The sequence below is a fragment of the Pseudomonas thermotolerans DSM 14292 genome, from assembly GCF_000364625.1.
GTDB classification, from domain to species: Bacteria; Pseudomonadota; Gammaproteobacteria; order Pseudomonadales; family Pseudomonadaceae; genus Aquipseudomonas; species Aquipseudomonas thermotolerans.
Window position 1 is genome coordinate 52,832 of the sequence record NZ_KB822614.1, and the last position, 25,787, is coordinate 78,618.

The following is a 25,787-nucleotide window of genomic DNA, read 5'->3' on the forward strand; positions in this document are numbered from 1 at the left end:
GCCGGTGCCGGTTTCGACTCCGACAGGTATCATGCGCAGTCTCTCGCAACCCACCAGTTAGGGAAAAGCTCATGAGCGACAACGCCATCGCCGAACGAGCGCAGCGCTTTCTTGTCGCCCTGCGGCACTGCCAGGTGCTCGGCCTGAGCGTGCACCACGCCGACGCCGGTGGCCTGACCCTGCGCCTGCCGTACAGCGCGCAGATCGTCGGCAATCCGGAGAGCGGGGTGATCCACGGCGGCGCCATCACCACCCTCATGGACACCACCTGCGGCATCTCCACGGTCTGCGTGCTGCCGGACTTCGAAGTCTGCCCGACCCTGGACCTGCGCATCGACTACATGCACCCGGCCGAGCCGCACAAGGACGTCTACGGCTTCGCCGAGTGCTACCGGGTGACCCCCAACGTGATCTTCACCCGCGGCTATGCCTACCAGGATGATCCAGCGCAGCCGATCGCCCACGTGGTCGGCACCTTCATGCGCATGGGCAAGCCGGGCGCCCAGCTGAGCGGCAAGGGAGGCGCGCAATGAACGTGGATCTCAACAAGCTGGTGGCCGAGGCCCACGCGAAGAACGACTACGACGCGCTGCTCAGCCTGACACCCTATGCCCGGCTGATCGGCATCGAGTGCCTGCGCCTCGGCGACGACATGGTGTTCCGTCTGCCGGCCAACCGCGACAACATCGGCAACCCCATGCTCCCGGCGCTGCACGGCGGGGTGATCGCCGGCTTCATGGAGCATGCGGCGATGCTCCACCTGCTGATGTTCATGGGTATCCCGCATTTGCCGAAAATCATCGACTTCTCGATAGATTACCTGCGAGCCGGCCATTATCGTGACACCTATGCCCAGTGCCAGGTCTGGCGTCAGGGCCGGCGGGTCGCCAACGTGGCGATCACCGCCTGGCAGACCAACCAGACCGAGCCCATAGCCACGGCCCGCGCCCACTTCAAGGTCGACGAACCCTGAGGAAGCGCCTGGAGCGGCGCTTCGTGCGAAGAAGGATGTTCCATGGATGCCTTGCTGATTCTCGGTGGTTTGCTGCTGATCCTCGCCGGTCTGGTCTGGCTGGTCATGCTGGCCTTCGACACCGCCCTGCTGTGGGGGATCGCCAGCCTGCTGCCGCCCCTCAACCTGGTCTTCGCCCTGCGCCACTGGCGGGTGGCGCGCAAGGCGGTGGTCCTCGGTGCGCTGGGCTTCATCCCCCTGGTGGTCGGTCTGACCCTCCTGGCCAGCCGTGACAGCCAGCGCCTGGAAGCGATCCTCAACCTCAGCTGGCTGCATCCCGAGGCGCAGGCGACGGCCGAGCTGAACTTCCGCCTGCACGGCGAACTCAATGGCCAGCCCTTCGTGCCGCAGTACGGCGAGCTGATCGACGGCGTGCTCAGTCTGCGCGAGGGCCAGGACTTCTTCGCTCGCCGCGAGATCAGCATCCGCCTGCCGAACCCGGTGGATGGCCCGGTCAGCGTCGACGTGATGCCTCAGGACCCCGGCCCGCAGCCGGAGGTGCGGATCAGCTGGCTGCTGCCCGAGCAGGACCTGCCCGAGGCGCGCCGCCTGACTCGCGGCTACACCCTGCACCTGCAGCTGGAGCCGGTGGCTCCCAACAAGCTGGTGGGCGACTTCCACCTGGTGCTGCCGCCTCAGTTCCATACCGCGCTGACCGGCCGCATCGAGCTGTTCAGCGACCGCCTGCGCTATCGCAACGGCAAGGTGGACACCCGCTACGATTCGCGGGAAACCCTGGAATACGTGGTCACCGACTACCTGCAGCGGCGCTTCGCCACCCGCCAGGTGCGCCTGCAGGCGCTGCCGCCGGTCAACCTGCCGGTCAGCAGCCTCGACCTGCAGGTGGAGGCCGAGGTGGCCGGCAAGCCCCGGCGCCTGCCGCTGCAACTGCGCAAGGGCAAGCGCGGCTGGGCGGTGCAGGGCGATCAGTACCCGGCGCTGCCGGCCGAGCCGGCGCCCCGAACGCTGGAGGTGACGTCCGCGGTCGAGCCCGAACGACCGAAGATCACCCGCCGGCCCCTGAGCCTGGACCTGCTGCAGGGTGATCCGGCTACCTACCGGAACCTCGCCATGCGCGTGGAGACCCAGCGCGGCGCCCAGGCCGAAGGCCGCTTCGCCGGTCTGGACGCTGAGGGCCGGGTGGTCATCCGCCGCAACCTGGGCCGCGGGGCGGGGGAGGCCAGCTTCGCCCTGACCCCCGGGGAGATCATCCGCATCGAGCTGCTCGAGCCCTGAGCCCGCCCTCCGGCGCGGTTCACGCCGCGCCGCCCGCCCCCGTCTGGATGTCCGTACGGCGGGCAAGCTCTTGAAATTCCAGCCAAAGCCCCCACTTGCCAGACATTCGCCGCCGTAGTCGCGGTTCGTGCTATCGAACGAGTGGAGTCAGACGATGAGTGTGGAGACTCAAAAACAGACCCTGGGCTTCCAGACTGAGGTGAAGCAGCTGCTGCACCTGATGATTCATTCCCTGTACTCGAACAAGGAAATCTTCCTCCGCGAGCTGATTTCCAACGCCTCCGACGCCGCCGACAAGCTGCGTTTCGAAGCGCTGGCCAAGCCCGAGCTGCTGGAGGGCGGGGCCGAGCTGAAGATCCGCGTGTCGTTCGACAAGGCCGCCAAGACCCTGACCATCGAGGACAACGGCATCGGCATGAGCCGCGACGAGGTGATCGCCCACCTCGGCACCATCGCCAAGTCCGGCACCGCGGAATTCCTCAAGAACCTCACCGGCGACCAGAAGAAGGACGCCCACCTGATCGGCCAGTTCGGCGTGGGTTTCTACTCGGCGTTCATCGTCGCTGACCACGTCGACGTCTACACCCGCCGCGCTGGCCTGCCGGCCAGCGAGGGCGTGCACTGGGCTTCGAAAGGCGAGGGCGAGTTCGAGGTGGCGACCATCGACAAGCCCGAGCGTGGCACCCGCATCGTCCTGCACCTGAAACCGGGCGAGGAGGAGTTCGCCGACGGCTGGCGCCTGCGTAACGTCATCAAGAAGTACTCCGATCACATCGCCCTGCCCATCGAGCTGCCCAAGGAACATTTCGGCGATGACAAGGACAAGCCGGCCGAGCCCGAGTGGGAGACCGTCAACCGCGCCAGCGCGCTGTGGACTCGCCCGCGCGGCGAGATCAAGGACGAGGAGTACCAGGAGTTCTACAAGCACGTCGCCCACGACTTCGAGAACCCGCTGACCTGGAGCCACAACAAGGTCGAGGGCAAGCTGGAGTACACCTCGCTGCTCTACATCCCCGGCCGCGCGCCCTTCGACCTCTACCACCGCGAGGCGCCACGCGGCCTCAAGCTGTACGTGCAGCGCGTGTTCATCATGGACCAGGCCGACCAGTTCCTGCCGCTGTACCTGCGCTTCGTCAAGGGCGTGGTGGACTCCAACGACCTGTCGCTGAACGTTTCCCGCGAGATCCTCCAGAAGGACCCGGTGATCGACTCCATGAAGTCGGCGCTGACCAAGCGCGTGCTGGACATGCTGGAGAAGCTCGCCAAGGACAAGCCCGAGGACTACCTGAAGTTCTGGAAGAACTTCGGCCAGGTGCTCAAGGAAGGCCCGGCGGAGGACTTCGCCAACCGCGAGAAGATCGCCGGCCTGCTGCGCTTCGCCTCGACCCATGACGCCTCCGGCGAGCAGAGCGTGTCCCTGGGCGACTACCTGGGCCGGGCGAAGGACGGCCAGGACAAGATCTACTACCTCACCGGCGAGAGCTACTCGCAGATCAGGAACAGCCCGCACCTGGAGGTGTTCCGCAAGAAGGGCATCGAGGTGCTGCTGCTCACCGACCGCATCGACGAGTGGCTGATGAGCTATCTCACCGAGTTCGACGGCAAGCAGTTCGTTGACGTCGCCCGTGGCGACCTGGACCTCGGCAAGCTGGACTCGGAAGAGGACAAGAAGGCTCAGGAGGAGCTCGCCAAGGCCAAGGAAGGGCTGGTGGAGCGTCTCAAGGCTGCTCTGGGCGACGAGGTGGCCGAGGTGCGGGTGTCCCACCGCCTGACCGACTCGCCGGCGATCCTCGCCATCGGCGAGCAGGACCTCGGTCTACAGATGCGCCAGATTCTCGAGGCCACCGGGCAGAAGGTGCCGGAGTCGAAGCCGATCTTCGAGTTCAATCCCGGTCACCCGTTGATCGAGAAGCTCGACCAGGAACAGGACGAGGAGCGCTTCGGCGAGCTGTCGCACATCCTCTTCGACCAAGCCGCGCTGGCCGCCGGCAACAGCCTGAGGGACCCGGCCGAGTACGTACGCCGGCTCAACAAGCTGCTCGTGGAACTCTCGGCCTGAGTCGCCGGAAGCGCCTGGAGAACCCGCCTTTTCGGCGGGTTTTCTTTGCCCGGCGCTGGCCGGCTCCGCCCTCAGCGCGGCAGCTCCAGCCGCTCGGTTTCCCCCGGCACCTTCGGCCAGTCGCCGAGTGCCCAGCGCCGCCGTGCCTCCTCGATGCGCTCCGGATCGCTGGCGACGAAGTTCCAGTTCATCCGCCGCGGGCCGACGCGCTCGCCGCCGATCATCACCAGCCAGCAGCCGGTGCAGGCGCTCAGGGTGTAGCTTTCGCCCGGCGGCAGTACCACCAGGCCGTGGCGGGGTAGCGGCTGGTCGTCCAGCAGGGCCTCTCCGTCGAGCAGGTAGAGGGCGCGCTCGCGGTGCTCGTCGGGGATCAGCTGGGTGGCGCCGCTTTCCAGTTGCAATTCGGCGTACAGGGTCGGCGAGCGCACCGGCACCGGCGCCTGCAGGCAGAAGCCGTGGCCGGCGATCAGGCGGATGCGCACCCCCAGCGCCTCACTGACCGGCAGGCTGGCGGCCGGGAGGTGGCTGTAGCTGGGTTCGCAGTCCTCGTCGGCCTCCGGCAGCGCCAGCCAGACCTGCAGACCGTGCAGCCGCGAGCCGCTGCGTCGCAGCGCCTCCGGGGTGCGCTCGACATGGGCGACGCCATGCCCGGCGGTCATCCAGCTGACGTCGCGGGGCTGCACTCGCTGGTCGGAACCGAGGCTGTCCTTGTGCTGCAGCTCGCCTTCGAACAGGTAGGTGAGGGTGGACAGGCCGATGTGCGGGTGCTGGCGGATGTTCACCCCGCTGCCGGGCGGGTAGTCGGTGGCCAGCATGTGGTCGAAGAACACGAAAGGGCCGACGCTGCGGCAGTGCGCCGAGGGCAGCGGGCGCAGGATCGGCTGGCCCTCGACGCTCTCGCGGCGTGGCTGGATCAGCAGCGGTCGGTTCATGCGCCGTCACCCAGACGAGTTTCCACCTGCACCTCGGTGCTGGTCATCAGCTTGTGCACCGGGCACTTGTCGGCGATGCGCAGCAGCTGCTGGCGCTGCGCGTCGTCCAGCGCGCCATGCAGCTCCAGCTCCACGGTCAGGCGGTAGAGGCCCTGGCGCTCCTGGCCGTCGTCGCGACTGACGCGCACCTCCAGGCTATCCAGCGGCAGGCCGCGCTGGCGGGCGTAGAGCATCAGGGTCAGCGCCTTGCAGGCGCCGAGGGCGGAGTCGAACAGGTCGTGGGGCTCGGGACCGGAGCCCTCGCCACCGAGGGATGCCGGCACGTCGGTGTGCAGCAGGTGGTCGCCGACCTCGATGCGGTGGCGCAGGCCGGCTTCGGTGCGGATGCGGATCATGCTGGCTCCTAGGCTAGGTGGATGCTTCCAGCCTAGCCCAGGCGGCGCCGCTCAGGGCAGCGTGGAGAGCCGCACGTCGGCGCCGGGCACCAGTTCGGCGTCCAGGCTGGTGGTGATCTGCTCGCTGGCGAGGCGGGCGCCATTGCGCCAACGGGGGCGTCGGTTGCGCTATTGCGGTGCGCGCGGCCGGTACCAGAGCTCCTCGCGTTCCAGGGGGAGGGGCGGCAGCAGCGGGTTGTCCAGCTCGATCACCCGGCGCCTGTCGAGCTGCAGGCTGGCCAGCGCCTCGCCGAAATGCTGCTGGAACAGGCGCTCGGCGCTGCCGTCGGCGAGCGCCGCCTCCAGACCTCGGCGGATGGTTTCCGCCAGTTCCGGGCGCTGCCGCGCGGTGAAGTAGTAGAAGGCGCTGGGGTAGTGCAGCACCAGGTAGGGGTCGATGGCCAGCTGCAGGCCTTCGCGGGCCATGTTCCGCTGCTCCTGACGAACCAGCACCGCCTCGCGGGGGAAGAGGTCGAAGCGCCCGGCGGCCAGCATGCCGAACAGCCCGGTGTAGCTGTTACTGGTGCGCACCTCGAAGCCGTTGGCACGGAGGATCGAGGTGTCCGGCCAGCCCTGGCGCTGGCCGATGCTGAAGGACTGCAGGTCCTCGCGGCCGTACACGTGGGCGAGCCGCTCGGGGTTGTCGCCGCGCAGCAGGCAGATCCGCCAGCCGATCAGGCCCTTGTAGATGGGGATGCGCACTGGCTGCAGGCGTTCTTCGTTCTCCCGGGTGGTCATGGTCCAGATCACCTGCACACGGCCGTCGTTGTGCGCCAGTGAATGGCGAGCGCGGATCGGCGTCATGGGCTCCGGCGTGGGTTCCAGTCGGTAGTCGCTGCCGCTCCTGGCCAAGGCCAGGCGGAGCAGCTCGATCGGGTAGATCTCCGGACTCTCGCCGCGCTGGTGCAGGGGGTAGACCAGACGTTCCTCCGCCGATGCGCCGAGCACCGCGAGCAGCAGGAAAGGGGCTAGGTAGTAACGAAGCATGCGCAGCATCGACAGCTCCGTGCCAGTGCTCCAAGGATACGCTTCCACCAGCGATTCCGACAGGCGCGGAAGCTGAACCCCGGAGCCGCTGTGGGGTCTACCACTGTCCGAAGCCCAGGAGGATCCCGTGCCCGCCATCCGTTCCTGTCTCGTGCTGGCCGCCCTGTTGCTCGCCGGCGCCGCCGCGGCGCGTGACTACCGCTACAGCGACGCCCACCTGCACTACGTGGACTTCTTCCAGGAAAGTGCCGGCATGGACGAGCTGCTGGCCAGCATGGCGCGCAACCGGGTCGACCACGTGATGCTCGCCGGCATTCCGGTAGCCAAGAAGTGGCACGAGGACGAGCCCAAGCGCCCGCGCTACTACGCCGGCGACGATGCCGCGGCCTACTGGTACAGCGCCACCGACGTGCTGGTCGCCGCGGCGGTCAAGCGGTTGCCGGCGGAGCAGCGCAGGCGCTTCCATCCCTTTCTGTCCGGCTTCAACCCCAACGACAAGAACTCCGACGCCCACATCCGCCGCATGCTGGAGCTGGAACCGGGGCTCTGGCAGGGCATCGGCGAGGTGTTCACCCGCCACGATGACCTCACCTCGCTGACCGAGGGCGACACCCCGCGGGCCAACAACGAGGCCATGGCGCGGATCTACCACCTGGCCGCCGAGCACGATCTGCCGGTGCTGCTGCATTCCAACATCACCTCCAAGCGCGAGCGCAACCCGCTGTACCTGCACGAGATCGAGGAGCCACTGCGCAACCATCCCCATGTGCGCTTCATCTGGGCCCACGCCGGCACCAGCATGGAGATCCACCGTCACCAGAAGCGCCTGGACTTTCTGCTGCCGGTCCTGACGCGCCTGCTGGACGACTATCCGAACCTCTACATCGACCTGTCCTGGACGGTGCTGCGTCCCTACCTGCTGGACGAAGAGGGCAAGCCCGATCCCGACTGGCTGGCTCTGGTCCGCCGCCATTCCGGGCGCTTCATGATCGGCTCGGACGTAGTGGGCAGCTTCGACGGCCTGGGCGAGCAGCTCGGCGCCTTCGACGCCTTCCTCGATGCGCTTCCGGAGGGGGTGGCGCGCAAGGTGGCGCGGGACAACTTCCTCGCCGTGCTGCCGCGCTGGGCACGCGGCAATGCCCCGGCACCCTGAACGAACCTGCGGATTCCCTGTCTGCCGCCGTTAGAGCCAATCGGTATTTGGCGGATCTGTTCTGTGTCGCCGACTATTCGAGTGACTGTACCGGTACAATTGATGAGTCGTCGTCTACTGTTATGGTTCACGAACCTAAGGGAGGCAGGCATGACCAATCTGTTGCTCTATCAGCGCATCGCCCAGCAACTGGCTGATGACATCCGCCGCGGCGTCTATCAGCCCGGCGAGCGTGTACCCTCGGTGCGCAAACTGAGCCAGCAGTTGAGCGTCAGCCATGCCACCGTGCTGCAGGCCTATGCCAGCTTGGAGGACCAAGGGCTGATCCGCGCCCGCCCGCAGTCCGGCTTCTACGTGCACCAGACCCCGGCGCTGACCGCGCCCACCCCCGACATCGCCCGGGTGGAGCGGCCCAGCCTGGTGACCCGCAGCAGCATCATCAACCAGGTGCTCGCCGAGTCGCGCCGCGAGGGCGTGTTCCCCCTGGGCGCCGCGGTGCCCCACGTCGAGTATCTGCCGGTGCGCGCCCTGCACCAGCAGCTCGCCAAGGTCACCCGCTTCCAGAGTCCGCGGGCCTTCAGCTACATGTTCAGCCCGGGCTACGAGCCGCTGCGCCGTCAGGTGGCGATCCGCATGCGCGACGCCGGGGTGGTGGTGGACCCGGCCGAGGTGGTGATCACCCACGGCTGCGTGGATGCCCTGCAGATGTCCCTGCGCGTGCTGACCAAGCCGGGAGATCTGATCGCCACCGAGTCGCCGACCTACTACGGCCTGCTGCAGCTGGCCGACCTGCTTGGCCTCAAGGTCATCGAGATTCCCTGCGATCCAGCCACCGGGATCAGCCTGGAGGCCCTGCAGTTGGCCGCCAACCAGTGGCCGATCAAGGCCCTGGTGCTCACCGCGCGCCTGTCCAACCCGCTCGGCGGGACCATCCCCGAGGAGCGCCAGAAGCAGCTGCTGAGCCTGGCCCGGGACTTCGACATCCAGATCGTCGAGGACGACATCTACGGCGAGCTGCTGTTCGAGCAGGGCACCACCAAGGCCCTCAAGTCCCAGGACCGCGAAGGAAGGGTGGTGTACTGCTCGAGCTTCTCCAAGACCCTCTCGCCCGGGGTGCGCATCGGCTGGATCATCGCTGGCAAGTACCAGGCGGAGATCCAGCGCCTGCAGACCTTCAGCACCCACTCGGCGTGCAGCGTGACCCAGATGGCGGTGGCCGCCTACCTGGAGAACGGCGGCTACGACCGCCACCTGCGCTACATCCGCCAGGAGTACCGCAAGAATCTCACCGCCTTCCAGCTGGCGGTGCAGCAGTACTTCCCGGACGGCACCCAGATCACCCGGCCGAAGGGCGGTTTCATCCTCTGGGTCAGCCTGCCTGCGCGGGTCAACACCAAGGAGCTGCACGTGCGTGCCCTGGACCAAGGCATCAGCATTGCCCCGGGGCTGATCTTCAGCAACACCGAGCAGTTCAACCACTGCATGCGGATGAACTGCGGCATTCCCTGGAACCGCGAGGCGGAACGGGCACTGATGACTCTCGGCATGCTCGCCGGGCAGCTCTGCCAGGAAGTCGCTTAACCCGGATCGCCGCGTGGCTCCGTCTACCTGGGCGAAAGGGATGCTTCGCCCAGGAGAGACGCCATGCTGCCCACCCCGCTTCGCCCGCCACTGCTTTGTGTCCTATCGCTGGCCCTGATCGCCTGCAGTCAGCCACCGGCCGAGCCGCCGCGTGAAGAGGCCGCCGTCCAGCAGAAGGCGCAGAGCCGCGCCCTGGCTGCCGGCAAGGCCAGGCTCGCCGCCCGCGTGCCGCTGGCCGCCATGCCCACGGTGATGCCGGCGCCCAGGGCCGAACGGCTGCCGAGCCATTACCGCGACGAGGGGCGCGAACGCTACCAGCGCTTCGCCGACAACCCGGTGCAGGCGGTGGCCGAGGCGCCGGTGTCCACCTTCAGCACCGACGTGGACACCGGCGCCTATGCCAACGTGCGGCGCTTCCTCGACAGCGGCCGGCTGCCACCGGCCGAGGCGGTGCGCCTGGAGGAGATGGTCAACTACTTCCCCTACGCCTATCCGCTGCCCAAGGGTGACGCGCCCTTCGGGGTGAGCACCGAGCTGGCGGTGACTCCCTGGAACCCCGAGACCCGCCTGCTGCGCATCGCCATCAAGGCCTCCGATCGCCGGGTGGAGGAGCTGCCGCCGGCCAACCTGGTGTTCCTGGTGGATGTCTCCGGCTCCATGGAGCGCCCCGAGGGCCTGCCGCTGGTCAAGGCCACCTTGGGCCTGCTGGTCGAGCAGCTGCGCGAAGAGGACCGGGTATCCCTGGTGACCTACGCCGGCGACTCGCGGCTGGTGCTCGCCCCCACCTCGGGACGCGACAAAGCCAGGATCCGCGCGGCCATCGAGGAGCTGAGCGCCGGCGGCGCCACGGTCGGCGAGGCGGGCATCCAGCTGGCTTACCAGCAGGCCCGCCAGGGTTTCATCGCCGGCGGCATCAATCGCATCCTGCTGGCCACCGACGGCGACTTCAACGTCGGTACCAGCGACTTCGAGAGTCTCAAGCAACTGGTTACCAGTCAGCGGCGCAGCGGGGTGTCGCTGACCACCCTGGGCTTCGGTACCGGCAACTACAACGAGCAGCTGATGGAGCAGCTGGCCGATGCCGGCGACGGCAACTACGCCTACATCGACAACCTGCGCGAGGCGCGCAAGGTGCTAGTGGAGCAGCTCAGCTCCACCCTGGCCACCGTGGCCCGCGACGTCAAGCTACAGATCGAGTTCAACCCCGCCTGGGTCAGCGAATACCGCCTGCTCGGCTACGAGAACCGTCAGCTACGCCGCGAGGACTTCGCCAACGACAAGGTGGATGCCGGGGAGGTCGGGGCCGGGCACACGGTGACCGCGCTCTACGAGATCGTCCCGGCGGGCGCCCGTGGCTGGCTGGAGCCGCTGCGCTACCAGCCGGCCAGGATGACGGAGAACGACAGCCAAGAGCTGGCCTGGCTGCGCATCCGCTACAAGGCGCCGGAGGCGGAACGCAGCCGCCTGCTGGAGGTGCCGGTGCTCGCCGAAGCGCCGCGAGCGATCGCCCAGGCCAGCGAGGACCTGCGCTTCGCCGCGGCGGTGGCGGCGTTCGCCCAGCAGCTCAAGGGCGGCCAGTACACCGGCGACTTCAGCATGGCGGACAGCGCCGAGCTGGCCCGTGGCGCCCGCGGCGAGGACCCCTTCGGCCTGCGCGGCGAATTCGTCCAGCTGGTGGAGCTGGCGTCCGTCCTGCAGGCATCGCAGAATGGCCGCTCCGCCACTGCCAGGGTCGAATGAGGGTGCCCGTCATTCCCGTCACCGACAGTCCGCTCGCCGACGCCGAGCTGCTGCGCCGCTACCGGCGCGGCGATGCCGAGGTCTTCGCCGTGCTCTATGCGCGGCATCGCCTCGGCCTGTTCCGTTTCCTCTGCGGCCTGTGCGGCGACCAGAGCCTGGCCGAGGAAGTCTTCCAGGAAACCTGGCTGAGCCTGATCCGCAGCGCCAGCGAGCAGCGCGAGGCGGTGCAGTTCAAGACCTGGCTGTACCAGATCGCCCGCAACCGACTGATTGACCACTGGCGCAAGCTGGGCCGGCGCGAAGCGCTGTACGACCAGTTCGACGAGCGCCAGCACGCCGAGGCGGATCCGGCGCCGACTCCGGAGCAGCAGCTCGGCCTGGCCCGCGACCGCGAGCGCCTGCAGGCCGCCCTGGCCGACCTGCCGGCCGAGCAGCGCGAGGTGTTCCTGCTGCGTGCCCATGCCGACCTGGAACTGGTGGAGATTGCCGAACTGACCCAGACCCCGGCGGAAACCGTGAAGAGCCGGCTGCGCTACGCCGTGAACAAGTTGCGGCGCCTGCTCGCCGACCCGACCGCCGAGGAGGTATCCGCATGACCAGCGCCCGTCAGCCGGAACGCGAACCCGGTCGCGAACAGCAACTGCTGGAGCATTTCCGCCAGCACACCAGGGACGAGCCCTCGGCGACCCTGGACGCCCGCATCCTCGCCGCGGCCCGTGCCGCCTGCCAGGCGCCCGGGCCATCCCGCTGGCAGCGCCTCAAGGCCTGGCTGGCCGGCGGCGGCCGCCAGCCGCGCTGGTCCCTGGCGCTGGCCGGGGTGGCCTGTCTGGGCATCGGCCTGAGCCTGACCTGGCGCACCCTGCAGCAGGTGCCGCCGGCAGGCCTCGACGCCCCGGTCGAGGCCATGACCTACGACGCTCCGGCGCCCCAGCCCCGGGCCAAGAGCGCGCCGCCGCCGGAGTTCCAGCCGCGGCTCGCCGTCCCGGCCGCTGCCCCCCTGCGCGCCGAACAGGCGCTCCGTGAGGCCGAGCGCAGTGCCGCCAAGGTCCTCGCCGAGCCGCAGCGGAGCCTGCAGCGCCTGCTGGAGCTGCGCCGTGAGGGCCGGGCGGCAGACGCCGAACGGCTGCAGGAACGGCTGCGTCAGGACTGGCCGGAGCTGGACATCGAGGCCGAGCTGCAACGCCTGGAGCGGGCGCGCTGAGCCGGGGGGCGCGGTCGTGGCGTGAACGGGCGCCGGGAGAGGGAACCGGGGCGGTTAGGCCCCGGCGGCTGGGTCAGAAGCGATAGTCGCCGCGCTGGATGCGCTGGTACAGCTCGGCATCCAGGACGCGGTAGCCGGCCTCGCCGGGCAGGCGGACGAACAGCGGGTCGGTCACCTGCTGCGGATCGTAGGCGGCCTTCTTCAGGTCGGCCTTCTTGTACTTGAAGGTGCCGGTGGTCTCCACCTGGGCCAGCAGGCGCAGGAACAGCGGGATGGCGTAGGCCGGCAGCTCGCGGTCCAGGTGCGCGGCCAGGGCCTCGCGGTCCAGCTCCGTGCCGGCGCGCAGGCGCAGCGCGGCCATGCCGCAGCGGCCGTTGGTGCCGGGGATCTCCACGCCGTACACCACCGCGTCCTCGATGCCCGGGAAGGTGGCCAGGACGTTCTCCACCTCGGTGGTGGAAACATTCTCGCCCTTCCAGCGGAAGGTGTCGCCGAGACGGTCGACGAACTGGGCGTGCTTGAAGCCGATGTCACGCATCAGGTCGCCGGTGTTGAACCAGGCGTCGCCCTTCCTGAACACGTCGCGAAAGATCACCGCCTCGCTCTTTTCCGGATCGGTGTAGCCGTCGAACGGCCATTTGTCGGTGATCTCGCTGATCAGCAAGCCAGGCTCGCCCTTGGCGACCTTCTCCATGAAACCCTTCTTGCCGCGCACCGGGCGGTCGTTCTCCAGGTCGTAGCGGACGATGGCGTAGGGCGCTGGGGAGAAGCCTACGGTGTTGTCGAAGTTGAAGACGTTGGTGAAGCCGATGTTGCCCTCGCTGGAGGCGTAGAACTCCACCACCCGCTCGATGCCGAAGCGTTCCTTGAACTCGTTCCAGATCGACGGGCGCAGGCCGTTGCCGATCATGCAGGTCAGGCTGTTGTCGATCTCCTCCGGGCACTCCGGCTGGTTGAGCAGGTAGCGGCACAGCTCGCCGATGTAGCCGAAGCAGGTGGCGCGGTAGCGGGCCACGTCGGCCCAGAAGGCGCTGGCGGAGAACTTGCGGCGCAGGGCGATGGCGGCGCTGCCGGCCAGGGCCGCGCCCCAGCACACGGTGACCGCGTTGTTGTGGTAGCAGGGCAGGGTTAGGTAGAGCACGTCGGCGCTGGTCAGGCCCAACCCGGAATGGCCGAAGCCGCCATAGGCCTTGATCCATTTGCCGTGGCTCATGATCGAGGCCTTGGGTAGGCCGGTGGTGCCCGAGGTGTAGATCAGGAAGCAGGCGTCCTTCATGCGCACCTGGGCGCTGCTCGGCAGGTTGCCTTCGGCCTGGCCTTCGGCCAGGCGCGCCAGGTTGGCCCAGCCGGCCGGTGCCTCGCCGGGGTCCACCAGGGTGTCGCGGTCGGCCAGCCAGTAGAGGTGGCGGTCGGCGTGATGTACCGAGGCACGCACGCTCTCGAAGACCTCGTGCAGCTCCTCCCCGACCACGAAGTGGCTGGGCTTGACCAGGTTCAGGCTATGGGTGAGCACCTGGCCGCGCTGGGTAGTGTTGATCAGCGCGGCCACGGCGCCGAGCTTGGCCAGGGCGGCGAGCACCGCGAAGATTTCCAGGCGGTTCTCCAGCATCACCGCCACCACGCTGCCGTGGCGTACTCCCTCGGCTTGCAGGGCGCGGGCCAGGCGGTTGGCCCAGGCGTTGAAGGCGGCGTAGCTAAGGCGTCGCTGGTCCTGGAGCAGCGCCGGGCGTTCCGGGTTGAGGCGCGCGGCGCGCTCCAGGGCCCAGGCCAGGGAGAGGTTCTTCTCGCGGTTGCGGATCCCGGTGTAGTAGAGGCCGCGCAGTGCCCGCGGGGCGCGGATGGCCATGGACGGCAGGCGGCGCAGGAATCGGGCTGTGGTGATCAGGTCGACGTCGGACATGCTTTTCGCGCTCGTGGTCAGCGTTCTTGCTGTGGCGAGGGACTGTAAAGGCAGGTTGCGGGGACGCCTATGACCCTGGCGCGTGCCACCAGGGGCAGATCGGCGAATGGCCGGGCACGGCGCAGGACCGCCCGGCCCATCCTTTCTCCTCTGGGAGGGGGCTGCTCAGTCGAGAAACAGGTCGCTGGTCAGCGGGCCGCCATCGGGATCGACGCGGTACTGCTCGAAGTCGCTGACTCCCCGTTCGCGGAGGATCTCCTCGTCGATCAGCAGGCGTCCGGTGATCGTGCGGCCGCTGCTGCTGAGGATGGCGTGGGCGGCATCGGCCATGATCGCCGGGGTGCGCGCGTATCTAAAGATCTCCCGACCGCCCAGCTCGAACTCGATGGCCGCGGTGGCGATGATGGTCCGCGGCCAGAGGGCGTTGACGCTGATGCCGTACTTCTTGAACTCCTCGCTCATGCCCAGGGTGAGCATGCTCATGCCGTACTTGGTGACCGTGTAGGGGCCGTGGCTGGCGAACCACTTGCTGGCCAGGTTGAGCGGCGGCGACAGGCTGAGGATGTGGCCGTTGGCGCTCTGCTTGAGGTAGGGCAGGGCCGCCTGGCTGCAGACCAGCACCGCGCGGGTGTTGATCTGGTACATCAGGTCGAAGCGCTTGGGCTCCAGCTGTTCGACGCCGAGCAGGCGGATCGCCCCGGCGTTGTTGACCAGCGCGTCGATGCCGCCGAACTGCTCGGCGGCCCGGGCCATGGCGGCGCGCACCGCCTGCTCGTCACGCACGTCCAGCTGCAGGGGCAGGGCCTTGCCGCCGGCGGCCTCGACCTCCTCGGCGACGCTGAAGATGGTGCCGGCCAGCTTGGGATGGGGTTCGGCGCTCTTCGCCGCGATCACTACATTGGCGCCGTCGCGAGCGGCGCGCAGGGCGATCTCGCGGCCGATGCCGCGGCTGGCGCCGGTGATGAACAGGGTCTTGCCTTGCAGGGACATGCTGCTCCTCCCTCCTCGTGCCGCGAGGGCCGGCCCCGGCGGGACCGGCCGCGCTGCGGATCAGCCTTCGGCCGCCTCGACCTCCACCAGCACCTGGCGGCTCTTCACCTGGTCGCCCTTGCTGGTCTGGATGCGCCGGACGATGCCGTCCACCCCGGCCTTGAGCGGGTGTTCCATCTTCATCGCCTCCAGCACCACCAGCAGCTGGCCCTTGGCGACCCGGTCGCCCTCGGCCACCAGCACGTCGACGATGGCGCCGTCCATGGGCGCCTTGACGGTGCCAGAGCTGGCGGCGTCCTGGGCGCCGGCCGGCTCGTGGGTGACGTCGAGCAGCTCCAGGTTGCCGGCGTGGCCGTGCAGCCAGAGCCGCTGGCCATCCAGATGATAGGCCAGGCGGCGGCGCACGCCGTCGATCTGCAGCGTGGCCCAGCGACCGTCGCTGGCCAGCAGCACCAGCTCCAGGCTGGTTTCGCCGATCCGCGCGGTGAAGCCCGGCTGGTCGCCGCTGGCGGTGACTTCAAGAGCCACCACGTGCTTCTGCTCGCCGTGCCTGAGGGTGAAGCGCCAGGGCGCGTTCTCCACGTTGCGCCAGCCGGCCAGGCCGTGCTGATGGGCGTTGGCCAGCGCCGAGGCTTGGTAGAGCAGGGCGGCGGCCACCGCCAGTTCGGCGGCGCGCGGCGGCTGCGGGGCCAGGCTGGGGTCGGCGGCGAAGTGCTCGGCGATGAACGCGGTGGTGGCCCCGCCTTCGGCGAACACCGGGTGGGCCAGCAGGTTGGCGAGGAAGCGCTGGTTGGCCTTGACGCCGAGCAGCACGCAGTCTTCCACGGCGCGGATCAGCTTGCGGCGCGCCTCGTCACGGGTCGCTCCGTAGGCGATCAGCTTGGCCAGCATGGGGTCGTAGAAGGGCGTCACCGGCTGGCCCTCGACCAGGCCGTGGTCGATGCGGATGCCGTCGAACAGCTCCGGCTCCCAACGCAGCACCTGGCCGGTCTGCGGCAGGAAGTTGCTGGCGGCGTCCTCGGCGTACAGGCGCACCTCGATGGCGTGACCGTCGATGCGGATGTCCTCCTGCTTGAGCGGCAGCGGCTGGCCGGCGGCGACGCGGATCTGCCAGGCCACCAGGTCCTGGCCGGTGACCAGCTCGGTGACCGGGTGCTCCACCTGCAGGCGGGTGTTCATTTCCAGGAAGTAGAAGGCACCGCTGGCGTCGAGGAGGAACTCCACGGTGCCGGCGCCCACGTAGTTGACCGCGGCCGCCGCCTTGACCGCCGCCTCGCCCATGGCGCGGCGCAGCTCCGGGGTCATCACCGGGCAGGGCGCTTCCTCGATGACCTTCTGGTGGCGGCGTTGTACCGAGCAGTCGCGCTCGCCCAGGTAGACGATGTTGCCGTGCTGGTCGCCGAACACCTGGATCTCCACGTGGCGCGGCTGGATCACCGCCTTCTCGAGGATCAGCTCGCCGGAGCCGAAGGCGTTCTGCGCCTCGGAGCGGGCGGTGCGCAGCTGGGCCACCAGTTCCTCGGCGCGCTGCACCAGGCGCATCCCGCGCCCGCCGCCGCCGGCACTGGCCTTGATCATCAGCGGGTAGCCGATGCGCTCGGCCTCGCGGATCAGGGTCTCGTCGTCCTGGTCGGCGCCCTCGTAGCCGGGGATGCAGGGCACGCCGGCCTCCAGCATGGCGATCTTCGACAGGCGCTTGGAGCCCATCAGGTGGATGGCCTCCACCGTGGGACCGATGAACACGATGCCGGCGGCTTCGCAGGCGCGGGCGAAGTCGGCGTTCTCGGAGAGGAAGCCGTAGCCGGGGTGGATGGCGTCGGCGCCGGTTTTCTTCGCGGCGGCGATGATGTTGTCGATCACCAGGTAGGACTGGTTGACCTGGGCCGGGCCGATGCACACGGCCTCGTCGGCCAGCTGCACGTGGCGGGCGTTGGCGTCGGCCTCGGAGTAGACCGCCACGGTGCGGTAGCCCAGGTCCCTGGCGGTGCGCATCACCCGGCAGGCGATTTCCCCACGGTTGGCGATCAGGATCTTGTTGAAAGCGGGCATCTGGGTGCTCCTGCTGAAGTTGGTTCTTTCACCCTCTCCGCCGCGGAGGAGAGGATCAGGGAGAGGTGCTGCGACTCACTGCGCCCACTTGGCCGGGCGTTTCTGCACGAAGGCCATGGTTCCCTCGATGCCTTCCGGGCCGGTCACCGCGGCGGCGAACTGCTCGGCGGCGCGGTCCAGCAGGGCGCCCAGCTCCTCCTGCTCGGTGGCCAGCAGCAGGGCCTTGGTCTGGGCGTTGGCCTGGGGCGCGCACTGGCGGATCTGCTCGAGTACCTCGCCGAGGCGGTTCTCCAGGCGCTCGGCGGGCTCGCAGTAGTGCACCAGGCCCAGACGCAGGGCTTCCGCACCGTCGAAGCGTGCGGCGGTGAGGGCCAGGCGGCGCGCCTGGGTGAGGCCGACGCGCTTGACCACGAAGGGAGCGATCTGCGCCGGGAGGATGCCCAGAGTGGTTTCCGGCAGGCCGAACTTGCTGGTTTCGGCGGCGATGGCGATGTCGGACACGCAGGCCAGACCGAAGCCGCCGCCCAGCACCGCGCCTTCCAGCACCGCGACCAGTACCTGGGGAATGCGTTGGGCTTCCTCCAGCATGGCGCCGAAGGCGCGGTTCAGTTCGCGGTAGGCGTCCGGGCCCTTGGCGCGGGCGCTGGCCATGTCCTTGATGTCGCCGCCGGCGCAGAAGTGGCCGCCGGCGCCGCGCAGCACCAGGGCGCGCACGCTGCCGTCATGGCGCATGCTGTCCAGCACCGCGCGCAGCTCATACACCATGGCCAGGCTCATGGCGTTGCGGCTGTCGGGACGGTTCAGAGTGACGTGCAGCACGCCGGCGTCGAGATTCAGCAGCAGGGTTTCGCAGTTGGGTAGATCAGCCATGGCAGGCTCCTTGAACGATTCTGGCTTGCCCCCGTCCGGCGCCGCTCCCCAGGAGCGGGGAAACGGCGCCGGACGAGGGCAGGCGCACTCAGCCCTTCTTCTTGCCCGGCAGGATGCCCATCAGCTTGCAGATGATGCCGAGCATGATCTCGTCGGCACCGCCGCCGATGGACACCAGGCGCACGTCGCGATAGGCGCGGGACACCGGGTTGTCCCACATGAAGCCCATGCCGCCCCAGTACTGCAGGCAGCTATCGGTGACCTCGCGGCCCAGGCGGCCGGCCTTGAGCTTGGCCATGGAGGCCAGCTTGGTGACGTCGCGGCCTTTGGTGTACTGCTCGGTGGCGTGATAGACGAGGGCGCGCAGGGCCTCGATTTCGGTCTGCAGCTCGGCCATGCGGAAGTGGATGACCTGGTTGTCGATCAGCGGCTGGCCGAAGGTGTGGCGCTGCTTGCAGTAGTCGATGGTGACGTCCACGCAGTATTCCAGGCCCTTGATGATGTTGGCCGCGCCGAACAGGCGTTCCTCCTGGAACTGCAGCATCTGCATCATGAAGCCGGCGCCTTCCGCGCCGATGCGGTAGCGCTGCGGCACCCGGACGTTGTCGAAGAACACCTGGGCGGTCTGCGAGGAGCGCATGCCCAGCTTGTCCAGCGGCGGGCTGACGGTGATCCCCGGGGTGTTCATCGGCACCACGATCAGCGACTTGTTGACGTGCGGCTTGTCGTCGCTGGTGTTGGCCAGCAGGCAGATGAAGTCGGCCTGCGGGGAGTTGGTGATCCACATCTTGTGGCCGTTGATCACGTAGTCGCCGCCGTCCTTGCGGGCGGTGGTCTTCAGGCCCGCCACGTCGGAGCCGGCGCCGGTCTCGGAAACGCCGATGCAGCCGATCATGTCGCCGGCGATGGCCGGGCGCAGGAACTCCTCGCGCAGCTCGTCGGAGCCGAAGCGGGCCAGGGCCGGGGTGCACATGTCGGTCTGCACGCCGATGGACAGCGGCACGCCGCCGCAGTGGGCGGTACCGAACTCCTCGGCGGCGACGATCGAGTAGCTGTAGTCCAGGCCCATGCCGCCGAACTTCTCCGGCTTGGAGATGCCCAAGAGGCCCAGGTCGCCGGCCTTCTTGAAGATCTCCCGCATGGGGAAGCGGCCTTCCTTCTCCCACTCGTCCACGTAGGGGTTGATTTCCTTGTCGACGAAGTTGCGGACCGTGCGGCGGATTTCTTCGTGTTCCTGGGTGAAGAGCATGTTCTTGTTCTCCTGCGTTCGGGACTTCGTCTGCCCCTTTCCCTGGCCCGGCCCGGAAGGGGCGGCGGGCGATTCATGCGTGCCGGCCTGGTGTGGCGGGCCGGCGGCGCGGTGGTTCGCTGCGACCCCCGCCGCGGCAGGGGCCTGACTGCGCCGGCTTACAGCCGCGCCACGCCGAAGGTGTTGGGCTTCAGCGGGCGCACGGCGGCCTCGGCGCAGATGTCCAGCAGGTAGCCGAGCAGCCGGCGGGTGTCGCGCGGGTCGATCAGCCCGTCGTCCCACAGGTTGGCGGTGCCGTACAGCGCGGTGGACTGGCTGTCGAGCTTCTGCGCGGTCATCTGTTCCAGCATGTCGAGCATCTTCGGATCCGGCTCCTTGCCCTCCTTGGCATGCTTCTCCTCGGTGACGATGCGCAGCACCTTGCCGGCCTGGGCGCCGCCCATCACCGCGGTGCGGCTGTTCGGCCAGGCGAAGATGAAGCGCGGGTCCAGGCCGCGCCCGCACATGGCGTAGTTGCCGGCGCCGTAGGAACCGCCGACCACGATGGTCAGCTTGGGCACCCGGGCGTTGGCCACCGCCTGGATCATCTTCGAGCCGTGCTTGATCACGCCGTTCTGCTCCGACTCGGTGCCGACCATGAAGCCGGTGGTGTTGTGGAAGAACAGGATCGGCGTGTTGCTCTGGTCGCAGAGCTGGATGAACTGCGCCGCCTTGGCCGCGCCCTGCGGGGTGATCGGCCCGTTGTTGCCGATGAAGCCGCATGGCTGGCCCTCGATCTGCAAGTGCCCGCAGACGGTCTGGCTGTCGAACTCGTTCTTGAAGTCGAGGAACTCCGAGCCGTCGGCGATGCGCGCGATGATCTCGCGCACGTCGTAGGGCTTCTTGGCGTCCGCCGGGACTATGCCGAGCAGCTCCTCGGCCGGGTACAGCGGCTCGCGCCAGGTTCTGGCCGGGCGGGCCGGCAGCTGCTGGTTCCAGGGCAGCATGGCCATGATGTCGCGAGCGATGCGCACGCCGTCGGCATCGTTCTCGGCCAGGTATTCGGCGGTGCCGGCCACCTGGGCGTGCATCTCGGCGCCACCCAGCTGTTCGTCGGTGGCGATTTCCCCGGTGGCGGCCTTGAGCAGCGGCGGGCCGGCGAGGAACATCTTGGCCTTGCCGCGGACCACCACCACGTAGTCGGAGAGGCCCGGCTGGTAGGCGCCGCCGGCGGTTGAGGAGCCGTGCACCACGGTGATCTGCGGCAGGCCCATGGCCGACATGCGCGCCTGGTTGGCGAAGCCGCGGGCACCCTCGACGAAGATCTCCGCCGCATAGTTGAGGTTGGCGCCGCCGCTCTCCGCCAGGGTGACCACCGGCAGCTTGTTCTCGAAGGCGATCTGCTGCAGGCGCAGGGATTTCTTCAGGCCGCTGGGGGAAATGGTGCCGCCCTTGATGGCGCTGTTGTTGGCGATCACCAGGCAGCGCACCCCGGCGACGTAGCCGATGCCGGCGATGATGCCGCCGCCGGCTTGGGTGCCGTCCTTGTCGTCGTGCAGCTTGTAGCCGGCCAGGGAGCACAGCTCGAGGAAGGGGGCGCCGGGGTCGAGCAGCAGGTTGAGGCGCTCGCGGGGCAGCAGTTGGCCGCGTCGCTCGAACTTCGGCTTGGCTTCCTGGGCCTTTTCCAGCACCTTGCGCTCTACTTCGCGGAAGCTGGCCACGGCCGCCAGCATGGCCTCACGGTTGCGGGCGAAGTCTTCGCCGTGGACGTCGATTGCTGACTGGATCACGGGCATTTTTCTTATTCTCCGTCCTTCAGTACGTCGGGTTGGTAGGCGCGGTGGAAACCGTTGTAAGACTCGCTGTTGCGGGCCTTGCCCAGGGTCCAGGCGCGGGTGCCGAGGCTGGCGGCGCCGTCGATGCGCAGGGTGGCGCCGCTGATGAAGCTGGCGCCGGGGGACAGCAGGAAGACGATGGCCGAGGCGATCTCCGCCTCGGTGGCGATGCGCTGCAGCGGCACGTGATCCTTGAGGGAGCGGATCATGTTCTTCATGGCGTCCGGGTAGGTGTCCATGCCGCTGGAGGCCACCCAGCCGGGGGCCACGGCATTGACCCGCACCCCGGCGTGGCCCCATTCGTAGGCGGCGGTCTTGGTGAAGTTGTCCATGCCTGCGCGGGCCGCCCCGGAGTGGCCCATGCCCGGCATGCCGCCCCACATGTCGGCGAGCATGTTGACGATGCTGCCGCCGTGCTTGGACATGCTCTGCATGAAGACTTCCTTGGCCACCAGGAAACCGCCCACCAGGTTGGTGCGTACCACCGCCTCGAAGCCCTTCTGGTTGATCCCCACCAGCGGCGCCGGGAACTGCCCGCCGGCGTTGTTGACCAGGTGGTGGATGCGCCCGCGTTCCTCGACCACGGCCCGGACCATGGCCTTGACCGCTTCCTCCTCGCGGATGTCGCAGGTGTGGAAGCTGACGCTGCCGCCGTCCTCGACGATCTCCGCGGCGGTCTTCTCGAGTTTCTCCGGCTTGCGACCGACCAGCACCACATGGGCCCCCAGGGACGCCAGTTCGTGGGCGGTGCAGCGGCCGATGCCGCTGCCGCCGCCGGTCACCAGGATGGTCTGGCCGGCGAAGAGATCGGGTCTGAATACCGAGTCGTAGCGCATTGTCGAGTTCCGAATTGGGTTGAAGCCAGGGGCGGCGCGCTGGCCGCCCGTGCATGGGTCAGAGTTGTTCGGCCAGCGCCCTGGGCACCGCCACCGGGAACTCCAGCAGCTGCTGGGCGAAGGCCTTGCCCTGGGGGTCGATGCGCAGGCTGGCGACACCGCCGCCGCCCAGGGCGTTCTCCAGCAGGAAGTTCAGGCTGTGGCTGCCCGGCAGGTACCAGCGGCTGACCTTGCCGGTCTGCGGATCCAGCACATGCTGCATCCACTCGGCCACCGCGCCGGGGGTGAGTGCGCGGGCGATCCATGGCAGGTATTCGGGCTTGCGAGCCATCACCCCGATGTTGCTGTGGTTGCCCTTGTCGCCGGAGCGGGCCACCGCCAGCTTGACCAGCGGCACGCTGACCTCGCCGGCTTCGCTGGCTTCCGGTGCGGGGAGGTCCTCGGCCAGTTGCGCCGGGTCGAAGCGCTCGACGCTGGGCAGAACGACCGGGGTGCGCTGGCCGTCGATCTCCACTTCCAGCTGACAGGCGCTCTTGTCCACCAGGAAGGAGAACAGGCGGATCACCGGGTAGACGGTGGGCCGGCCGCCGACGATGCCGGTGAGGCCCGGGGCCATGCCGGTGGAGGCCTGGGCGATCTCCTTGGAGAACAGCACCAGGGCTTCCTTCTTGGCGTGGCTGACCGCCAGCTTGACCACCAGCTCGCGGGTGTCGCCGCGTCGGCCGTGGGCGCCGTAGGTGGCCTCGCTGCCGAGCAGCTCGATGCTCACCTCGCGGTACGGGCCCCAGCCGCGCTCGGCGAACATCTCGCTGGTCTTGTTGATGATGGCCTGACCGACCCGCTCGGCCTTGGCCTTGGCGTCGATGCCGGCCAGCACGCAGCTGGCGGTGCAGCGGAAACCGTCCGGGTAGGTGGCGCTGACCTTGTAGCTGTCGGTGGGCGGCAGGCCACGGGCGCCGCTGACGCGCACGCGGTTGTCGCCGGCCTGCTCGAGCTTCACCTGGGTGAAGTCACAGACCACGTCGGGCAGCAGGTAGGCGCGCGGGTCGCCGATCTCGTAGAGCATCTGCTCGCCGACGGTGAAGGGGGTGACCAGGCCGCCAGTGTTCTCCGGCTTGGTAATCACGAAGCTGCCGTCGGCCTCCACTTCCAGCACCGGGAAGCCGATGTGTTCGTAGTCCGGCACCAGCTGCCAGTCGGTGAAGTTGCCGCCGGTGCTCTGCGCGCCGCATTCCACCAGATGGCCGGCCAGGGCGGACTGGGCCAGGCGGTCGTAGTCGTTCCAGGCCCAGCCGAATTCATGGACCAGCGCGCCGGTGACCACCGCGCTGTCCACCACGCGGCCGGTGATGACGATGTCGGCACCCTGCTTGAGCGCCTCGACGATGCCCGGGGCGCCCAGGTAGGCATTCACCGAGACGCACATGGGCGGCATGGGCGCGCCGCTGAACATCTCCCTGGTGCCGGCCTTGGCCAGTTCGCCCACCTTGTTCTGCAGGCTGTCGCCGTGCAGCACGGCGATCTTCAGGTTCACGCCGGCCTTCTCGCAGGCGGCGGCCATGGCCGCGGCGCAGGCGCTGGGGTTGACCCCGCCGGCGTTGCTGATGACGCGGATCTTCTTCGTGGCGATCTCGCCCAGCAGGGGCGCCAGCACTTCGACGAAGTCCTTGGCGTAGCCCTCCTGGGGATTCTTCAGGCGGGCCCCGGCCATGATCGACATGGTGATCTCGGCCAGGTAGTCGAATACCAGATAGTCCAACTCGGCACCGCGTACCAGTTGTGCGGCAGCGGTGGAGGTGTCGCCCCAGAAGGCCGAGGCGCAGCCAATGCGTACGGTCTTGCTCATTGGAATTGTTCCCGTCACATAGGATGTGCGATGACATTACCAAGCAAGCGCTTGGTTTGAAAGTCCCCGCGACAAATTTATTCGCCGGAGATACCCCGAGCGCTTGCTTGGTGGGCGGTCCAGCGCATAGATTGCCAGCCATCGAGCGATGGCCGTGGCCGTCCGGACGGGAAGGAGAAACGAAGGTGGAAGAACAGAAGTCCCGCGAAGTGCTCCGCACGCTGGTCGAGAGTGGGCAGGTGACGGACCCGGAAAGCCCGCGTGGCAAGCTGCTGCAGACGGCGGCGCACCTGTTCCGGACCAAGGGCTTCGAGCGCACCACGGTGCGCGACCTGGCCAGCGCAGTGGGCATCCAGTCCGGCAGCATCTTTCACCACTTCAAGAGCAAGGACGAGATCCTCCGCTCGGTGATGGAGGAGACCATCCTCTACAACATTGCGCTGATGCGCGCGGCGCTGGCCGAGGCGGGCACGGTGCGCGAACGGGTGCTGGCGCTGATCCGCTGCGAACTGCAGTCGATCATCGGCGGCACCGGCGAGGCCATGGCGGTGCTGGTGTTCGAGTGGCGCTCGCTGTCGGAGCAGGGCCAGGCCCACATCCTCAAGCTGCGCGACCTCTACGAGGAACTCTGGATGGACGTGCTGAGCGAGGCGAAGGAGGCCGGCTATTTCAAGGGCGATCCCTTCATCCTGCGCCGTTTCCTGACCGGCGCGCTGTCCTGGACCACCACCTGGTACCGCGCCGAGGGCTCGATGAGTCTGGATCAGCTGGCCGAGGCGGCGCTGACCCTGGTGATCAAGGAGGGCTAGCGCCTCAGCTCGCCATGCTGAGGCGGTTGCGGCCTTCGCGCTTGGCGACGTAGAGCGCGTCGTCGGCGCGGCGCAGCAGACTGCGGGCCGACTCGCCCGGCTGCAGGGTGGCGCAGCCGAGGCTGATGGACAGCTGCAGCGGCTTGCCTTCCACGGCGCACTGGAGGTTCTCCACCGCATGGCGCAGGCGTTCGCCGACCAGCGCGGCGGCTTCGCGGCTGGTGTTGGAGAGCAGCACGAGGAATTCCTCGCCGCCGAAGCGGAACACCATGTCCACGTTGCGCAGCTGGCGCTTCAGGGCGCCGGCCACCGAGCGCAGCACCTCGTCGCCGACCCCGTGGCCGTGGGTGTCGTTGATCCGCTTGAAGTGATCCAGATCCAGCATCAGCAGGGACAGTGGCTGCAGGCTGCGCCGCGCCAGGTCCACCTCGCGCTGCAGGGCCTGGTCCATGGCGATGCGGTTGCCGGTACCGGTCAGCGGGTCGCGCAGCGCGCTCTGCACCGCGGCGCGGTAGAGCAGGGCATTGCGCAGGGGGAAGAGCAGACAGGCGAGCAGCGATTCCAACTGGCCCAGCTCTTCGTCGCTGAAGCGCTGGTTGCGGCGGAAGGTCAGCTCGCCCAGGTAGTCGCCGTCGTGGCTGAGGTGGTAGCTGGCCGAATGGGTGGCCCGTTCACCGAACTCCAGGCGCAGGTCGTGGGCCGGCATCTGGTAGACCAGGGCATTCAGCGGAATCAGCTGCTGCACTTCCTGGAAGAACACCTCGAGGATGCGCTCCAGCTCCAGGCTGGTCTGCAGCTGCAGGTTCAGCTGCTGGCGCAGCTGGGCGAGGCTGCGCGGATGCAGAGTGGCCTTGCGCCTGGCGGGAAAGCCCAGACGCTGGAGTTTGGCGGCATCGAAGTCGATGGTGTTGGAGTGGCTTGGGGGCAGCATGATTTCGGTAGAGCCTCTGATGCATAAAGCAGCGATGCAGGGCTTTGAGCGATTTTCATGCCAGTTGGTTCAAAAAGCCTAAAAATCCTTATTTTTCAATAATTTGGCTGTTCTTCTCGATGGCTGGGTGCCATCATTCGCCAGTAAACCGGCGAATG

General features: G+C 68.3%; 22 protein-coding genes. 10 read left to right on the forward strand and 12 right to left on the reverse strand.

Annotated features, from left to right (window positions below):
• Positions 1-71: 71 nt before the first annotated feature.
• The 4 genes from H165_RS0112760 (at position 72) to htpG (ending at position 4,307) form a co-directional block, all read left to right on the forward strand.
• Complete coding sequence (locus tag H165_RS0112760) at positions 72-533, forward strand: PaaI family thioesterase (RefSeq protein ID WP_017939322.1); 462 nt, start codon at positions 72-74, stop codon at positions 531-533.
• Positions 530-973 carry a PaaI family thioesterase gene (locus H165_RS0112765; protein ID WP_017939323.1) on the forward strand — a complete coding sequence of 148 codons (444 nt, stop codon included), beginning with the start codon at positions 530-532 and terminating at the stop codon, positions 971-973. Before H165_RS0112760 ends, H165_RS0112765 begins: the two co-directional genes overlap by 4 nt.
• Before the next feature lie 42 nt (positions 974-1,015).
• Positions 1,016-2,248: a hypothetical protein gene (locus tag H165_RS0112770; RefSeq protein ID WP_017939324.1), complete on the forward strand. Its 1,233-nt coding sequence runs from the start codon at positions 1,016-1,018 to the stop codon at positions 2,246-2,248.
• Between the two features lie 154 nt (positions 2,249-2,402).
• Positions 2,403-4,307, forward strand: a complete 1,905-nt coding sequence (gene htpG, locus H165_RS0112775) for a molecular chaperone HtpG (RefSeq protein WP_017939325.1) — start codon at positions 2,403-2,405, stop codon at positions 4,305-4,307.
• A gap of 71 nt (positions 4,308-4,378) precedes the next feature.
• On the opposite strand, the gene H165_RS0112780 is transcribed toward htpG, so the two are convergent.
• The 3 genes from H165_RS0112780 to H165_RS0112790 all read right to left on the reverse strand — a co-directional run bounded on the left by H165_RS0112780 (position 4,379) and on the right by H165_RS0112790 (position 6,669).
• Complete coding sequence (locus H165_RS0112780) at positions 4,379-5,239, reverse strand: pirin family protein (protein WP_017939326.1); 861 nt, start codon at positions 5,237-5,239, stop codon at positions 4,379-4,381.
• Positions 5,236-5,634 (reverse strand): OsmC family protein, encoded by a 399-nt coding sequence (locus H165_RS0112785; protein ID WP_017939327.1) that lies wholly within the window; start codon positions 5,632-5,634, stop codon positions 5,236-5,238. Before H165_RS0112785 ends, H165_RS0112780 begins: the two co-directional genes overlap by 4 nt.
• A gap of 168 nt (positions 5,635-5,802) precedes the next feature.
• A complete protein-coding gene (locus tag H165_RS0112790; protein ID WP_017939328.1) occupies positions 5,803-6,669 on the reverse strand; it encodes a substrate-binding periplasmic protein in 867 nt (288 codons plus the stop codon).
• Positions 6,670-6,787: 118 nt separating this feature from the next.
• On the opposite strand from H165_RS0112790, the gene H165_RS0112795 reads away from it, so the two are divergent.
• From H165_RS0112795 to H165_RS0112815, 5 genes are all read left to right on the forward strand, one after another.
• The gene (locus tag H165_RS0112795) at positions 6,788-7,813 is read left to right on the forward strand and encodes an amidohydrolase family protein (protein WP_017939329.1); all 1,026 of its coding nucleotides are present in this window, start codon (positions 6,788-6,790) and stop codon (positions 7,811-7,813) included.
• 150 nt (positions 7,814-7,963) lie between these two features.
• Entirely contained in the window at positions 7,964-9,394 is a 1,431-nt protein-coding gene (locus H165_RS0112800) for an aminotransferase-like domain-containing protein (RefSeq protein ID WP_017939330.1), read from the forward strand.
• A 63-nt stretch (positions 9,395-9,457) separates the two neighbouring features.
• Positions 9,458-11,134 carry a vWA domain-containing protein gene (locus H165_RS0112805; protein ID WP_017939331.1) on the forward strand — a complete coding sequence of 559 codons (1,677 nt, stop codon included), beginning with the start codon at positions 9,458-9,460 and terminating at the stop codon, positions 11,132-11,134.
• Positions 11,131-11,730, forward strand: a complete 600-nt coding sequence (locus H165_RS0112810) for an RNA polymerase sigma factor (RefSeq protein ID WP_017939332.1) — start codon at positions 11,131-11,133, stop codon at positions 11,728-11,730. The genes H165_RS0112805 and H165_RS0112810 overlap by 4 nt, the downstream gene beginning before the upstream one ends.
• A complete protein-coding gene (locus H165_RS0112815) occupies positions 11,727-12,335 on the forward strand; it encodes a hypothetical protein (RefSeq protein ID WP_017939333.1) in 609 nt (202 codons plus the stop codon). Before H165_RS0112810 ends, H165_RS0112815 begins: the two co-directional genes overlap by 4 nt.
• A 73-nt stretch (positions 12,336-12,408) precedes the next feature.
• Here H165_RS0112815 and H165_RS0112820 read toward each other — a convergent pair whose 3' ends face one another.
• From H165_RS0112820 to H165_RS0112855, 8 genes are all read right to left on the reverse strand, one after another.
• Entirely contained in the window at positions 12,409-14,235 is a 1,827-nt protein-coding gene (locus H165_RS0112820) for a long-chain-acyl-CoA synthetase (RefSeq protein WP_017939334.1), read from the reverse strand.
• Between the two features lie 165 nt (positions 14,236-14,400).
• The gene (locus H165_RS0112825) at positions 14,401-15,225 is read right to left on the reverse strand and encodes an SDR family oxidoreductase (protein ID WP_017939335.1); all 825 of its coding nucleotides are present in this window, start codon (positions 15,223-15,225) and stop codon (positions 14,401-14,403) included.
• Positions 15,226-15,285: 60 nt separating this feature from the next.
• Positions 15,286-17,274, reverse strand: a complete 1,989-nt coding sequence (atuF, locus tag H165_RS0112830; RefSeq protein ID WP_017939336.1) for a geranyl-CoA carboxylase subunit apha — start codon at positions 17,272-17,274, stop codon at positions 15,286-15,288.
• A 75-nt stretch (positions 17,275-17,349) separates the two neighbouring features.
• Positions 17,350-18,144 (reverse strand): enoyl-CoA hydratase/isomerase family protein, encoded by a 795-nt coding sequence (locus H165_RS0112835; protein WP_017939337.1) that lies wholly within the window; start codon positions 18,142-18,144, stop codon positions 17,350-17,352.
• 88 nt (positions 18,145-18,232) lie between these two features.
• A complete protein-coding gene (atuD, locus tag H165_RS0112840) occupies positions 18,233-19,393 on the reverse strand; it encodes a citronellyl-CoA dehydrogenase (protein ID WP_017939338.1) in 1,161 nt (386 codons plus the stop codon).
• Positions 19,394-19,551: 158 nt separating this feature from the next.
• Entirely contained in the window at positions 19,552-21,168 is a 1,617-nt protein-coding gene (gene atuC, locus H165_RS0112845; RefSeq protein ID WP_017939339.1) for a geranyl-CoA carboxylase subunit beta, read from the reverse strand.
• A 5-nt stretch (positions 21,169-21,173) separates the two neighbouring features.
• Complete coding sequence (locus H165_RS0112850) at positions 21,174-22,043, reverse strand: SDR family oxidoreductase (protein WP_017939340.1); 870 nt, start codon at positions 22,041-22,043, stop codon at positions 21,174-21,176.
• A 58-nt stretch (positions 22,044-22,101) separates the two neighbouring features.
• Complete coding sequence (locus H165_RS0112855) at positions 22,102-23,889, reverse strand: acyclic terpene utilization AtuA family protein (protein WP_017939341.1); 1,788 nt, start codon at positions 23,887-23,889, stop codon at positions 22,102-22,104.
• A 185-nt stretch (positions 23,890-24,074) separates the two neighbouring features.
• Between H165_RS0112855 and H165_RS0112860 the strand changes: the two genes are divergently transcribed.
• Complete coding sequence (locus tag H165_RS0112860; RefSeq protein ID WP_017939342.1) at positions 24,075-24,698, forward strand: TetR/AcrR family transcriptional regulator; 624 nt, start codon at positions 24,075-24,077, stop codon at positions 24,696-24,698.
• A 4-nt stretch (positions 24,699-24,702) separates the two neighbouring features.
• On the opposite strand, the gene H165_RS0112865 is transcribed toward H165_RS0112860, so the two are convergent.
• Complete coding sequence (locus H165_RS0112865; RefSeq protein ID WP_017939343.1) at positions 24,703-25,629, reverse strand: GGDEF domain-containing protein; 927 nt, start codon at positions 25,627-25,629, stop codon at positions 24,703-24,705.
• Positions 25,630-25,787: the final 158 nt, after the last annotated feature.